This is a genomic window from Trueperella sp. (assembly GCF_043424875.1).
Classification (GTDB): Bacteria; Actinomycetota; Actinomycetes; order Actinomycetales; family Actinomycetaceae; genus Trueperella.
Genome location: NZ_JBHWPL010000115.1, coordinates 1 through 12324, shown reverse-complemented (window position 1 = coordinate 12324; position 12324 = coordinate 1). Strand labels below are relative to the sequence as shown.

Sequence of the window (12324 nt, the reverse complement as noted above, 5' to 3'; positions counted from 1 at the left end):
AGAGGATCGGCGGCTAGCCGAGGCGGAGCGCAACTCGTCTCAGAGTCAAGAATCAGTAGGTGGCGGGCACACTCCTCCACTCCGGGCACATCAAGATATCCGGGTTCAATCGAAGTTGTTGTACCCTAAAACTTGCAAGGACCCAGCGGGAAGTGTCTGACATCTGGCTGGTTCCGGAAGCAGATGGTCGGCAAACGCCCTGTCGAACCATACCAATGGACGCTGGTTCCGCATCACCCCCTTCGATGTGGGAACTCTGCTAATACAAGGATGTTTTGAAGCATGAATATTGAAAATGAACTAATGACTCCATCGGAGGTTGCAGCCCTATTCCGCGTAGACCCCAAGACTGTGGCGCGGTGGGCAGATAGCGGCAAGCTGCCGTCTGTGCGGACGCTCGGTGGACACCGGCGTTTCCCGCGTAAGGACGTGCTCGAGACGATGAAGCGCTCGCAGGGAACGGACGAGTAGCGGGAGACTCAGGACATAGGAACGACAATGGCGGGGCTGTGAATCACAGCCCCGCCATTGCAGTCTAGAAATCGTAGTGGTCTAGAAATCGTATCGAGCCAACCTTCAGGACGCGATCAGGCTCGGATCTGGTCAGATCGGCGCTCTACTTGAAGATCTTTCGCAGGATGAACGCGGCCACTGCGATGACCGCCGCGGCGATGATCGCGATGGATTGGGTGTCGCCGGCCTTCGCGTCCTCAACCAGGTGATTCGCCTTGGTCTTGCCTTCGTCCATCTTGACCTTCGCAAATGAGGTGGCCTGCTCCTTGAGCGTGTCAGGGTGCAGCTTCGCGGCGAGCTCGTTGACCGTCTCGGTCATCTCATCTCGAACGCGCTGGATATCCTTCTCAATCTCTTCAGCCGAGCGGTTGTCAGGAACACCTTTGGGTGCTTCGTAGTCAACGGCCTTCTTGTGGCGTGCGTCAGTCACTAGTTCAGTCCCTTCTTAACCGCGTCAACATCCTTCTGGAGGCCGACTGCCGGGTTGACTTCATGCTTCTTGGAAGCCTTCATCCGGTTGGCGCCAATGAGCGCGAGAATCAGAATGATGAGCAGGAGAATGCCGGCCACGATGAGGAAGCCTGCCCACATAGGCACGACCTGACCAAGGCCGATCGCTGCCGCCGTGAGGAGCATGCCGAGCATGTACAGAGCGAGAACGCCCGCGACTGCAAGGAGAGCCCCGCCAATGCCGAGCTTCTTCACCTTCGACGTGGCCTGGAGCTTCGTGTACGTAATCTCGTCACGTACCAGCGCCGAGAACTGCGCGGTCACCTTGGCGATGAGCTCTCCGACGGACTGGCCGCTCTTTGGTGCAATGGGACCCTGGCCAGCGAGGGATGCGGGACCCTCCGGCGTGTGATCGGTTGGTGCCGGACGATCGCCGTCCGCACCTACGTTCGTTTTCTTATCAGTCACGGGTACTCCTTTACGTGGGCGTGGTTGCCCAGATTGTTCTTCTCATTTTGACATGGAATCGCCCCATCTTTCGACTTGTTATAGAGAACTTGGCTAATCGTGGACGTTTTTATGCTCACCGCGTGAGTTGCTTTTGGTGGCGGCGCCGCGTGGCTACGGTGGTGTCATGGCTAACATTACGTTTGACGGTAATCCAGTAACGACCATCGGCGACCTCCCTGAGGTCGGCTCGACCGCCCCTGACTTCACGTTGACGGGTTCGGATCTCGACGACGTGAAGCTCTCCGACTTCGCAGGCAAGCGCGTCGTTCTCAACATCTTCCCTTCGCTCGACACGGGCGTGTGTGCTCAGTCCGTGCGCGCATTCAACAAGCTGGCTGAGGAGTTCGACAACACGGTCGTCGTCGCCGTATCGATGGACCTCCCCTTCGCGCACGATCGCTTCTGCGCCGCCGAGGGCATCGACAACGTGGTGACCGGATCCGCGTTCCGTTCGTCCTTCCCCGAGGACTACCACGTGACGATGGCCGATGGCCCGCTCGAAGGGTTGCTCTCGCGCGCCGTCGTCGTCATCGATGAAGCCGGCAAGGTCATCTACACCGAGCAGGTCGCGGAAGGAAAGAACGAGCCTGACTACGACGGCGCGAAGGCAGCGTTGAGCTAGAGGCACGCTTTGGCCGAACCCCACGCGGGTGAATCGCCCCGCATGATCAACGATACCGCCCTCATTTTTGAGGGCGGTGGCATGCGTGCGAGTTACACGGCGCCCGTCGTGCAGGCGCTGCTCGATCTGGACGTGAATTTCCCCCTCGTGGCCGGCATTTCCGCGGGCGCTTCGCACCTATCGAACTTCCTCTCCCGCGAACGCGAACGCGCCAGGCGCGCATTCGTGGACTTCGCCGCCGACCCCAACTTCGGCAACCTGCGCTCATTCGCCCAAGGCAGGGGCCTGTTCAACGCCGCCTACATTTACGAAGAGGCCACGCGCGACGACGGCCCGATCCCGTACGACTTTCAGTCCTACCTCGCCAACCCGGCCGACGTGCGGATCGGCTCCTTCAACTCCGTGACCGGCGAGACTCGGTACTGGACGAAAGCCGACCTCGACGAGCCGGCCAAACTCATGCGGGCCGTGCGAGCGTCGTCGACGATGCCCGTCATCATGCCGCCCACTGAGATCCGCGGGGAGCTGCACGTGGACGGCGCGATTGGGGAGTCGGGCGGAATCCCGCTCGATGCGGCTGAGGAGGCGGGATTTGAGCGCTTCGTGATCGTTTTGACCCAGCCGCGCGAGTACGTGAAGCGGCCGCCGCGCAACCCGCGCGCGCTCGACCGCATGCTTGCCAACCTGCCGCTCGTGGCATCGGCGACGAACGAGCGCTGGCACAAGTACAACGCCACGCGCGAGCGGGTGCGCGAGCTTGAGGCCGCTGGCAAGGCGTGGGTGTTCTGGCCCAAGCAGATGATGGTCTCGAATCAGGAGCGCAATGTGGCGCGGCTGAAGCGGAACTTTAACCGGGGCAGGCTCCAGATTCTGGCGGAGCTGCCGCAGCTGCGCGATTTCCTTAGTAAATAGGGTGCGCGGGCCGGCGCTCGCGGGTTAGTCGAGGGCGCCGAGGGCCTTGGCTAGCCGGGGACGAATCGGCAGATCGTAGGTACCAACGTACTCTTCGACGTCGCCGACGAACTGGCGCTTGAAATGCAGGACGCCGGCGTCGGAGGCGTCGTCGGTGAAATCGCCGGACACGCCGAAGAAGTTGTAGACCTTCACGTCGTTTGCGGTGGCCCACTCGAACATCTCGCGGTGGATCAAGTAGATGCCGTAATAGGAATTGAACTCGGCGTAGGCGCCGGACGAGAGATACGTCAGCTCACCGGGTGAGTGCAGGAAGAAGCTGGCGGCGAGCACGACCTCGTCGCCATGCGCAGCCTGGACCTCGCGGGTTTCGGCCTCGCGCCTGTCGAGCACCTCGAGGCGGCTCTCGTGCTCGCGCAGCTGGTTGCGCTGCTTCTTGCCGAGATTCTTGCCCTCGGCCTCCAGCGCGCTTCGGCGCTCGCGGAGCTGCTCGGCCTTCGCCTCGATCTCGGCGCGCTCGGCCGCGATCTGCTCCAGATACTTCGCGGTGTGCAAGGTGGCGACGGGGAAGAACGCGTGCTCGGGGCCGAGCTTGCGGGCCACGCGCTGATACATCTCGAGAGAGTGAGTGGAGACCTCGTGCATGCCCGTGCGCTCGGCGGTCGACTCGAGGACGCCCGCCAGGATGTCGACGTCGTCGGGACTGACGAACCGGACCTCAACGCCGTTCGTGCCCTTGCGGTTGAAAGCCGTGCGCACGTGTTGGCTGACGGATTTGGTGACGTCCGCGAAGCTCATGCCCTCGATGTCCTTGACGTAGGCGTAGCGGATCTGGATGTCGGGGCGGTCGTAGTAATCGAGCATGACGCGGTGTCCGCCCAACGACTCGATGAGCCGCTCGAATTCGCCGGCGCGCTCGAGTTCAGGGCCGGGTTCGATGTCGGAGTACGTGCGGCGCTCGATCCGCGGGGTGATGCGCGCCGAGAGCACGCGCCCGTCCGCGGCGAGGAGGTTCTTCAGGCCCTCGTAGAATGTGCGCTCGATGTCAGGCGAGTAGTCCTTGATCGTGGGGCCGTAAATGACCATCGCCCGGCGGAAGAAGCGCTTCCACGGCTGATAGGACACGGCCGCCGCCATGAGCAGATGCTCGGGTTCGCCGCCCACGACCCCGACGAGGTCGACTTGCTGGCCCGTCTCGCGCTGGGCCTCCACGAATTCGGGCAGCTGGGTGAAGAACACCCGATCGCGACGCTCAATAAAATTCGCATACGCACGTTCGGAAAGGCGGGTGAAACGCATTCGATCTCCTGGACGGGTTGGCGGGTTGGCGGTTGGCGGAAGGCGGGCTGCGGGTTAGGGGCCTGCGCTCCGGTCTGACGAAGCCGGTCTGACGAAGCCGATCTGGCGAAGCCGATCTGGCGGAGGCAGTCCGACAAAGCCAGTCTAACGAAGATTTGGGTGCGGGCTTTCGGGGTGCGACGCGGTCTGTCAGCTTGTGGGTGTAGCGGCGCGCCGAGAATGTTTTCAGGAGATTGTTAGAGTGATGAGTGAGGTCAGAGCGAAAGGATCCGCATGAGCAACGATGCCGGAGGTCCCGGCGGATACAGGCAATTCCAATATCGAGGGTGGATCGTACGGCGAGGTACGCTATCTCGATGGCCTGTGGAACCAATGCGCGGAGGGCGACATGTTCACATGTGACCATCTGTTCAAACGGTCAGAACCGGGCTCAGAATACTTCGTTGGCGATACATGCGGATACCGCGTCACTGATAATCTCTCGTGGTACGAAGACATCGACTTCTAACTCCTGACCGCAGCACACGTGTAGGTGTATATCGTTGGCCGTTGAACTGAAGAATTTCGCGTCGCAGGTCGATGAGCAGACCCTGAATCAAGCGCACATGATCACGCGTCTGCCCTTCGTCTACCCACACGTCGCCCTCATGCCCGACGCACACTTTGGCCTCGGCTCCTCGGTGGGCACGGTGTTCGGCACTGTTGGAGCCGTGTTGCCGGCCGCCGTCGGCGTTGATATCGGCTGCGGCATGATCGGCGTACGCACGCAGTTCCACGCCCGCGACCTCGACGGCAAAGACCTGCGGCGTCTGCGCGACGCCATCATCGATTCGATCCCGCTCTCGCCCGGCAACTACAACTCGAAGGTGGGTGGCGGTTCAGCAAAGAGGCGAGTAGGCGAGCTTGAGGCGCTCGCGAAGAAGAACGGCGTTGACCTCTCGCATTCCCCGAAGTGGCGCGTACAGCTGGGCTCGCTTGGCGGCGGAAACCACTTCATCGAACTCTGTCTAGATGAGTCGGACGCCGTGTGGATGTTCCTCCACTCCGGCTCTCGCGGGGTAGGCAACAAGATCGCGCAGAAGTACATCTGGGAAGCCCAGAACTACTGCGGTAAGAAGAATATCGAGCTCGAGCACCGTGACCTCGCCTACCTCGAGGAAGGCACCGATGCCTTCGCCGCCTATCTGCGCGACCTTGAATGGGCGCAACGCTTCGCTTGGCTCAACCGCGAAGAGATGATGGATAGGCTTGCGGCGCGGCTGGGCGAATTCGTGGGCCGCCCGGTGGAGGAAGTCGAACGCATCAATTGCCACCACAACTACACCGTGCCCGAACGTCACGGCGGCAAGGATGTGTGGCTCACTCGAAAGGGAGCCATCCGCGCGGATGAAGGTGTGAAAGGCCTGATTCCGGGGTCGATGGGGACGGCCTCCTACGTGGTCGAGGGTCTGGGCAACGATGATGGTCTGCGCTCGGCACCCCACGGTGCTGGCAGACGGTTCTCCCGAAATGAGGCCAAGCGGCGGTTCACCGAACACGACCTCGACAAGCGGATGAAGGGCATCGTCTATCGGCCGGGTAAGGCGTGGATCGATGAGATTCCGGACGCCTACAAGGACATCGACCTCGTGATGGAAGACGCCGCACCACTGGTGCGGGTGCTCCACAAGCTCCGGCAGATCGTCAACGTCAAAGGAACGTAGGGACGTTCGGTAAGCAAGCGTTCGCTCGTGATGAGTCCCCATCGCGTCTCCTCGTCATGCCTCGTGATTGTTCGAGAAAGCCACGGCGGTGGGTGAGCGTGGTGGCGGGGATCCTTGAGCAGAAGGCATGGCTGGATAAGTAAGCGCCTTGTCCGAGTAGGTGTGCCAGGTGTCGGTTGATTGGCGGCTCGGTGTTTGGCGCGCAAGTTTAGTGAAAATACGAGCATGTCGTTGCCAGAAAGGCCAAAACGGTTCGTATTCTCACTGAAGTTGCGGAGGGGCCGGCGTAAGCCGTTGTGACTGGGTGAGTGGGCGCCTTCTCTAAACAGGTGTGCCGGGTGTCGGTTGATGGGCGGCTCGGTGTTTGAAGAAACGTGTGCCCCGGAGGGAGGCCGCAAGGCCTGCCCTCCGGGGCACACGCGATAGGGGATTAGGCGATCTAGCTGATGAGCTTCATAGCTCCCCAGCCGTGGCCAACCTGAACGGCGGGCGAGAACCAGCCGTTCGCAGGATTGGCGTAGAAGAACATCCGGCCATCGCCGCGGATGCCGAGCATGTCGAAGGTTCCATTGCCATCGACATCGCCTGGAATCAGGACTTGGTCGAACTGCGTCCAGCCATGACCAATCTGGCCGTGGGTGGTGATCGATCCGTCGGAAAGACCGCGGTAGGCGATCATACGACCGGCTTTATCGATGCCGATGATGTCGTTTGCGGAGGAGCCGACGATGTTACCCGGTGTGAGTATGGTGTCCATACCATTCCAACCGTGTCCGATCTTCTTGCCCGAATGCATGCCCGACTCCGCGAGCGTGTAGCGGTACTCTCAGCTGGACAATGCTTTGCGGCAAATAGCGCCGAATTACTATCCCATCCAAATAAGGCCGACCACGATAGCCAGCACGGCAATGACGCCGAGAACTGCGGCGAAGGTGGCGAACCGGTGCTTGCGCGGGTCGAAGCGGCCGTTTCCATTCGAACGCGGATTATTGGTAGCCATCGCAGTCCTTCGTGTGGGAATGATTGGTCTTAGTTTAGGCTCGCGCGCCCGCAAAAGGAACTTCCGGATCCCACACCTCGATCGTCGAGACGAACACCTGACTCCCGGATTTCAGCGTGATGAGCTTCAACGACGACGGCACGAGACTCTCGCCCGTATCCGTGGGCTGGCAGTAGTAGCCGGTGAGTCGCCCGTCGGCGAGGCGTTGCCTGACCATCGAGTCGAACTTGTTCTTCTCGAGCGCGGCCTGTGCGGGGAGGTAGCGCGAATCGGTTTCCGCCTCGGAGCCGCCGAACTCGGCGGGGTAGAGGTAGAACTTCACGAGGAGTCCCTCGTCCACCAGCTGTTCCGCCAGCTCACGGGAGGTGACGGACGCGGGGTCGACGGCGCGGGTCATCGCCCGATCTTGCCCCGGATCTTCTCAGTGATTTTGGCGAGCGGCGAGAGGATGTGCGCCACCTCGTCGACCTTGAGCAGGTAGGCCAAGATCAGATAGATCGCCACGATGATCACGCCACCCACGACGATCGCCCCCAAGGCGGCGGGCACCGAGGCGGCCACCGCATCGAGTCCGAACACGTTGACCCACAGCCATCCCACAAAGCCGGCGACGACCGCCGCGATTCCCAGCCGCACGTGGGTGGAAATCAGCCGGACGTCGTCGAACCCGCCGAGGCGCTTGCGCAAAACGAGGTACATGACGATGCTCGCGAGGATGTTGGACAGGGCCATCGTGAACGCGATGCCCACGACCACCCAGCGCGGGGGCAGGAGCATCGAGGCGCTGAAGCCGATCACGCCCATGGCCTGCCAGGGCAGGCCGATGAAGAAGGCGCCGCGCGTGTCCTCGAGGGCGTAGTAGACGCGGTTGAACACGGTCACCGCGCCCACGCCGATTAGGCCGAGCGTCAAGGTGGCGAGCACCGGGGCGAGGGAGCGAATCTCCGCGACGCTGACGAACGGCAGCATCAAGCGCGAAAGCGGCAGCGAGAGCGCGATCAGCCCGGCGGCCGCGAGGAAGTTGAATGTGGCCACGATGCGCAGTGTCTGGGAGGTGATCGTGGCGAGGGTGGAGTGCCGGCCGTGGGCGGCGGCGCGGGCCATGCGCGTGAAGACGGCGGTGGTCACCGAGACGGTGATGAGCGACGTGGGCAGGGAGTACAGCGCGTAGGCCGCCGTGTAGGCGGCGTTCGACGCCACCTCCGCCACGGGGATGCCCATTTCCACAGCGCGGGTCGTGGCGCCTGCGGCCGCGGTGGTCAGCAGAATCGTGGGCACGAGGCCGAGCACAACAGTGCCCAGAACCCACATCGAGGCCCGCCCCGCGCGCCCGAGCCCCGAGCCGCGCCACTGGAAGTCCGGGCGGAACCGGATGCCTTCCTTGCGCAGCGGGATGATGAGGATGAGCGCCTGGATGACGATGCCGAGGGTCGACACGCCTGCGAGCGTGCTCGCGCGCACGCCCATCCACGCTGAGACAGGGGAGGGGTCGGTGGCGCTTTCGGAGCCCCAGATCGCCAAGATAACGAGCAGTCCGCCGATCGCCACGACGTTATTGGCCACCGGCGCCCACATGTACGGCCCGAAGTTTTCGCGGGCGTTGAGGATCTGCCCGAACACCGTGTACAGGCCATAGAAGAAGATCTGCGGCAGGCTCCAGTAGGCGAACAGGACGGTCAGCGAATACCAATCGTCGCGCAGCGTGGAGGCGAAGATCTTGACGATCACCGGCGCTAGCAGCGTGAGCAGAAGTGTGATGGCGCCCATCGCCACCATGGTCAGCGTGAGAAGTTTATTGATGAAGTCTTGCCCGGAATCCTTCGATTCCTTCGTGGCCCGCACAATCGCCGGCACGAGCACGGCGTTGACCAGGCCGCCCGCGATCACCATGTACAGCAGATTCGGCAGCTTGTTGGCGATGTCCCACGAACCCGCCACCGAGGAGTTCAGACCCACGACCGCGCCCATGAGGAACGGCGACTTTACGAACCCGAGGATGCGGGAGACGAGCGTTCCAAGGAACATGACGAACGAGGAGCGCGCCGTATCTTTTCCGACGACAGCGATCTGTTCCGTATCCGGCCCCGCCTTGGCCGCTTCGGCCTGCGTCAGGCCGGCCGTGCGCACGTGCTCGGCGGCTCCGCTCGGCGCGAATGACGCCCCCGCACCGGCGGTCTGTGCACCTGCGATCGCCGACGCGTCGCCGACGCCGGCCGGGGCCTGGCCTTCAGGTGCCGGCTTGTTGCCGGGGACGGACGCCGCGGTGGCCGGGCCGTAGCCCTCACCGTGGCGAGCCCGATACGGGAAATCTGACATGCGCACTATCGTACCCAGTTCGTGATGCGTCGATGACTAACCGGCGGTGAGCCCGCGCTAGTCGAGAGCTCCGAGCGTCTTGGCAAGCGTCGGGCGGACGGGCAGGTCGTATGTTCCGACGTACTCCTCGACCTCGCCGGAGAACTGGCGCTTAAAGTGCAAGACGCCCGCATCCGATGCCTCGTCTGAAAAATCGCCGGTGATGCCGTAGAAGTTATAGATCTTCACGTCGTTGGCGGTGGCCCACTCAAACATTTCTCGGTGGATGAGGTAGATGCCGTAGTAGGACGTGAACTGCGAGTAGGCGCCCGAAACGATGTACGTCAGCTCGTTCGGTGAAGCGACGAACAATGATGCGGCGAGGATGACCTCGTCTCCATGCTCGGCCTGGACCTCCAACGTTTCCGCCTCGCGTTTGGCAAGAACCTCAAGGCGCGATTCGAGCTCCTTGATCTGGTTGCGCTGCTTCTTGCCCAGCACCTTACCCTCAGCCTCGAGATCGGCCTCTCGCTTGGCGAAGTCCTCGAGCTTGTCATTGACTTCAATTCGCTCCGCATCGATCTGGTCGAGATACTTTTGCGCATGCAAGACCGCGACGGGGAAAAACGCCTTGTCCTTGCCAAGATTTTTTGCCAGTGAAGCGTAATAGGAGATTCGCGACGACGAGATTTCCGCCATGTCCGTGCGCTCGGCTGTGTGTTCGAGGACGGCGTCAAGAATGTGGACCTCCTCCGGCGAAGCGAACTTCACCTCCACTCCGTTTGTTCCTTTGCGGTTAAACGCGGTGCGGACCTGCTGGCCTGTGGACTTTTGTACGGCGGCAAAGTCCATGCCCTCAATGTTCTTGACATAGGAGAAGCGAACGGGGATGTCCGGGCGCTCGGAAAAGTCCAACATGACGCGGTGCCCGCCCAGATCCTCGATCAGGCGATCGAGGTTTTGTGCCTGCGCGGTCTCGTCACCCGGCGTAATGTCGTCGTAGTGCCTGCGAATCGTTGCCGGAGTGACGCGAACCGACAGCACCGACTTATCACGTTTGACGAAGTCAAGTAGCCCCTCGTAGAACACGCGCTCAACTTCAGGACTGTATTCTTCGAACGTCGGCCCGAAAACGATGTTCGCCCTCTTAAAAACACGCTTCCACGGCTGGTAGGACACGATCGCAGCGGCAAGGATGCGTTCCGGATCGCCGTCGACGACGCCGACCAAGGACACCTCGGCCCCCTGATCTCGACGAGTCGCCGCATATGCCGGCAGTTGGGCGAACGACATGCGCTCCTGACGTTCTGCGAAACGTGAGTAGGCCGTGTCAGTGAGCTGGGCAAAACGCATAAAGTCTCCTTTGTTGCACTCCGGTCATTCTATCGGTGTCGCACACGTGGCGCAGGAATCAGAACGGGTGATTCAGAACCCGGTCTCAGTGAGTTCCGGATAGTACATGCGAGTACGGCGCACGTGGTTAATTCCTGCCGCTATGCGAAACAGTGTGCGCTTGGGGTGGCGGTCGGCGGAGTAGTCGAGTGGATCCACGGCGTGTTTCTTTAGCGACTTCACTTTCTTCCACAGCTCAGGATCCTCGACGTAGTGCCGGTTCGCGAGAATCTTAGGCATGACCGAAAATAGGCCTTCTCGCTGGAGCGTTTGGGCCGATCCGCGATCAGCGAGCGCGCGGCCCACCATGTCATCTATGAGTGCCGTTGCGAGATTTATGCCACCCACCTTCAAGTAATAGTTGCCTCGGCCAATCCGCGGATTGAGATCGAGCCAGTAAGGCGTGTTGTCACGCGGGTCATACTTGGCGTCCAGTGAGAAGAACCCGCGTAGGCCCACGGCGGTGAGGATGCGCGTGGCCTGTTCGATGAGCTGGGCATTCTCACGGACATAAATGATGCCGGCGTTTCCAATGAGATTTGGTTCGTGGATGCCGAGAATGACCTGGCCGGTACCGATCGCCGTGATTTCCCCGCGCTTGTTGATATAACCGTTGATCACCCACTGCGTGGTGTCGTCGCCCGGGATGAGTTCTTGAACGATGAGACCCATCGTGCCACCGGCGCTGGCGACGTCGTCAAAATATTGACGCGCTTGGTCGTGCGTGTCGAAACTGGCGACCTTTTGGAGCCCGGTCTGGTGGAAGCGTATCTGGTCGCCTCCGATCGTCGGTTTAGCGATCAGGGGCGTGCGCAGGAATGTGATGGCGTCCCACGTGCTCGGATCACCGAGCTCGATGTTGACATGGGTGGGACTGGCGTAGCCGAGATCTGAGAGCAGGGAGGCCATCGCGTCCTTGTTATTCGCGAGGTCGAGCACCGAGCGGTCGGACAGCGGTAGGAACCAGCGGGGCTCCAGCTCGTCGCGGTGGGCCATGGCGATGTTGAGTACGTTGTCTTCGTTGCCAAGGAGGACGGGGGTCAGGTCTGGGAACTCGTCGGCGATCTCATGGAAGAGAGGCAGGAGCAACTTGGGGTCGTAGAACGTTTCGCGCGGCACGAGGCGTACGTCTACGATCTTTGAATTGTCGACGGGCCCGCGCATGAACTGCGCGATCACAAGGGTCTTTATCCCGAAGGTCTCGTGAAGTAGGCGCGCGATCGAATAGTCGGCCACGTCCGAACCGAAGACCACGGGAAGAATCGGGGGTGTAGCCATAGACATAAGTGTACGGGTTGAGCGAGAATGGCGCTCATTCACCGAGCCGGCAACTGACGGGTGGATGTGTGACGCGCGGCGGGCGCAGTGTCGCTGTGATGTGTGGCTCCGACCGGCGTCGATCCGGTGACCTTTCGATTTTCAGTCGAACGCTCTACCAACTGAGCTACAGAGCCTGAGTAGAAAAACACCCGGTGGAAACCGGGCGTTTTCTCTGCGACCCTGACGGGACTTGAACCCGCGACCTCCGCCGTGACAGGGCGGCGCGCTAACCAACTGCGCTACAGGGCCAGATTTGGTATTTCTACCCGCTTCTGGTGAAGCAGTACCCCCAACGGGATTCGAACCCG

At 61.6% G+C, this 12324-nt stretch carries 13 protein-coding genes and 2 tRNA genes; 4 read left to right on the top strand and 11 right to left on the bottom strand.

Annotated features, from left to right (window positions below; all coding sequences use genetic code 11):
* The first annotated feature begins 282 nt into the window (after positions 1-282).
* Entirely contained in the window at positions 283-471 is a 189-nt protein-coding gene (locus tag ACHFFR_RS09425) for a BldC family transcriptional regulator (RefSeq protein ID WP_394264010.1), read from the top strand.
* A 145-nt stretch (positions 472-616) separates the two neighbouring features.
* Here the strand turns inward: ACHFFR_RS09425 and ACHFFR_RS09420 are convergent, their stop codons facing one another.
* Positions 617-943, bottom strand: coding sequence for a DUF3618 domain-containing protein (locus ACHFFR_RS09420; protein ID WP_394264009.1), 327 nt, complete (start codon positions 941-943; stop codon positions 617-619).
* Positions 943-1431, bottom strand: a complete 489-nt coding sequence (locus ACHFFR_RS09415; protein ID WP_394264008.1) for a phage holin family protein — start codon at positions 1429-1431, stop codon at positions 943-945. Before ACHFFR_RS09415 ends, ACHFFR_RS09420 begins: the two co-directional genes overlap by 1 nt.
* A 166-nt stretch (positions 1432-1597) precedes the next feature.
* Between ACHFFR_RS09415 and tpx the strand changes: the two genes are divergently transcribed.
* Complete coding sequence (gene tpx / locus ACHFFR_RS09410) at positions 1598-2095, top strand: thiol peroxidase (protein ID WP_394264007.1); 498 nt, start codon at positions 1598-1600, stop codon at positions 2093-2095.
* Between the two features lie 42 nt (positions 2096-2137).
* Positions 2138-3007 carry a patatin family protein gene (locus ACHFFR_RS09405; protein ID WP_394264006.1) on the top strand — a complete coding sequence of 290 codons (870 nt, stop codon included), beginning with the start codon at positions 2138-2140 and terminating at the stop codon, positions 3005-3007.
* 24 nt (positions 3008-3031) lie between these two features.
* On the opposite strand, the gene ACHFFR_RS09400 is transcribed toward ACHFFR_RS09405, so the two are convergent.
* The gene (locus tag ACHFFR_RS09400) at positions 3032-4306 is read right to left on the bottom strand and encodes a peptidoglycan bridge formation glycyltransferase FemA/FemB family protein (protein WP_394264005.1); all 1275 of its coding nucleotides are present in this window, start codon (positions 4304-4306) and stop codon (positions 3032-3034) included.
* Between the two features lie 542 nt (positions 4307-4848).
* On the opposite strand from ACHFFR_RS09400, the gene ACHFFR_RS09395 reads away from it, so the two are divergent.
* Complete coding sequence (locus ACHFFR_RS09395) at positions 4849-6009, top strand: RtcB family protein (protein ID WP_394264004.1); 1161 nt, start codon at positions 4849-4851, stop codon at positions 6007-6009.
* 439 nt (positions 6010-6448) lie between these two features.
* Here ACHFFR_RS09395 and ACHFFR_RS09390 read toward each other — a convergent pair whose 3' ends face one another.
* The 8 genes from ACHFFR_RS09390 to ACHFFR_RS09355 form a co-directional block, all read right to left on the bottom strand.
* Positions 6449-6766 (bottom strand): hypothetical protein, encoded by a 318-nt coding sequence (locus tag ACHFFR_RS09390; protein WP_394264003.1) that lies wholly within the window; start codon positions 6764-6766, stop codon positions 6449-6451.
* A 108-nt stretch (positions 6767-6874) separates the two neighbouring features.
* On the bottom strand, positions 6875-7009 hold the full coding sequence (locus ACHFFR_RS09385; RefSeq protein ID WP_394264002.1) for a hypothetical protein: 135 nt from the start codon (positions 7007-7009) through the stop codon (positions 6875-6877).
* A gap of 34 nt (positions 7010-7043) precedes the next feature.
* A complete protein-coding gene (locus tag ACHFFR_RS09380) occupies positions 7044-7406 on the bottom strand; it encodes a hypothetical protein (protein ID WP_394264001.1) in 363 nt (120 codons plus the stop codon).
* Positions 7403-9325 (bottom strand): murein biosynthesis integral membrane protein MurJ, encoded by a 1923-nt coding sequence (murJ, locus tag ACHFFR_RS09375; protein ID WP_394264000.1) that lies wholly within the window; start codon positions 9323-9325, stop codon positions 7403-7405. Before murJ ends, ACHFFR_RS09380 begins: the two co-directional genes overlap by 4 nt.
* 57 nt (positions 9326-9382) lie before the next feature.
* Complete coding sequence (locus ACHFFR_RS09370) at positions 9383-10657, bottom strand: peptidoglycan bridge formation glycyltransferase FemA/FemB family protein (protein WP_394263999.1); 1275 nt, start codon at positions 10655-10657, stop codon at positions 9383-9385.
* Between the two features lie 72 nt (positions 10658-10729).
* Positions 10730-11974, bottom strand: a complete 1245-nt coding sequence (locus tag ACHFFR_RS09365) for an ATP-grasp domain-containing protein (protein ID WP_394263998.1) — start codon at positions 11972-11974, stop codon at positions 10730-10732.
* 103 nt (positions 11975-12077) lie between these two features.
* Positions 12078-12150, bottom strand: a tRNA-Phe gene (locus ACHFFR_RS09360).
* Positions 12151-12191: 41 nt separating this feature from the next.
* Positions 12192-12265 (bottom strand) — tRNA-Asp (locus ACHFFR_RS09355).
* Positions 12266-12324 lie beyond the last annotated feature (59 nt).

What these genes read in the sequence shown, in the direction of transcription:
- ACHFFR_RS09425 (WP_394264010.1), top strand. Translation starts at nt 283, where the DNA reads ATGAATATTGAAAATGAACTAATGACTCCATCGGAGGTTGCAGCCCTA.
- tpx (WP_394264007.1), top strand. Translation starts at nt 1,598, where the DNA reads ATGGCTAACATTACGTTTGACGGTAATCCAGTAACGACCATCGGCGAC.
- ACHFFR_RS09405 (WP_394264006.1), top strand. Translation starts at nt 2,138, where the DNA reads ATGATCAACGATACCGCCCTCATTTTTGAGGGCGGTGGCATGCGTGCG.
- ACHFFR_RS09400 (WP_394264005.1), bottom strand. Translation starts at nt 4,306, where the DNA reads ATGCGTTTCACCCGCCTTTCCGAACGTGCGTATGCGAATTTTATTGAG.
- ACHFFR_RS09390 (WP_394264003.1), bottom strand. Translation starts at nt 6,766, where the DNA reads ATGGACACCATACTCACACCGGGTAACATCGTCGGCTCCTCCGCAAAC.
- ACHFFR_RS09385 (WP_394264002.1), bottom strand. Translation starts at nt 7,009, where the DNA reads ATGGCTACCAATAATCCGCGTTCGAATGGAAACGGCCGCTTCGACCCG.
- ACHFFR_RS09380 (WP_394264001.1), bottom strand. Translation starts at nt 7,406, where the DNA reads ATGACCCGCGCCGTCGACCCCGCGTCCGTCACCTCCCGTGAGCTGGCG.
- murJ (WP_394264000.1), bottom strand. Translation starts at nt 9,325, where the DNA reads ATGTCAGATTTCCCGTATCGGGCTCGCCACGGTGAGGGCTACGGCCCG.
- ACHFFR_RS09370 (WP_394263999.1), bottom strand. Translation starts at nt 10,657, where the DNA reads ATGCGTTTTGCCCAGCTCACTGACACGGCCTACTCACGTTTCGCAGAA.
- ACHFFR_RS09365 (WP_394263998.1), bottom strand. Translation starts at nt 11,974, where the DNA reads ATGGCTACACCCCCGATTCTTCCCGTGGTCTTCGGTTCGGACGTGGCC.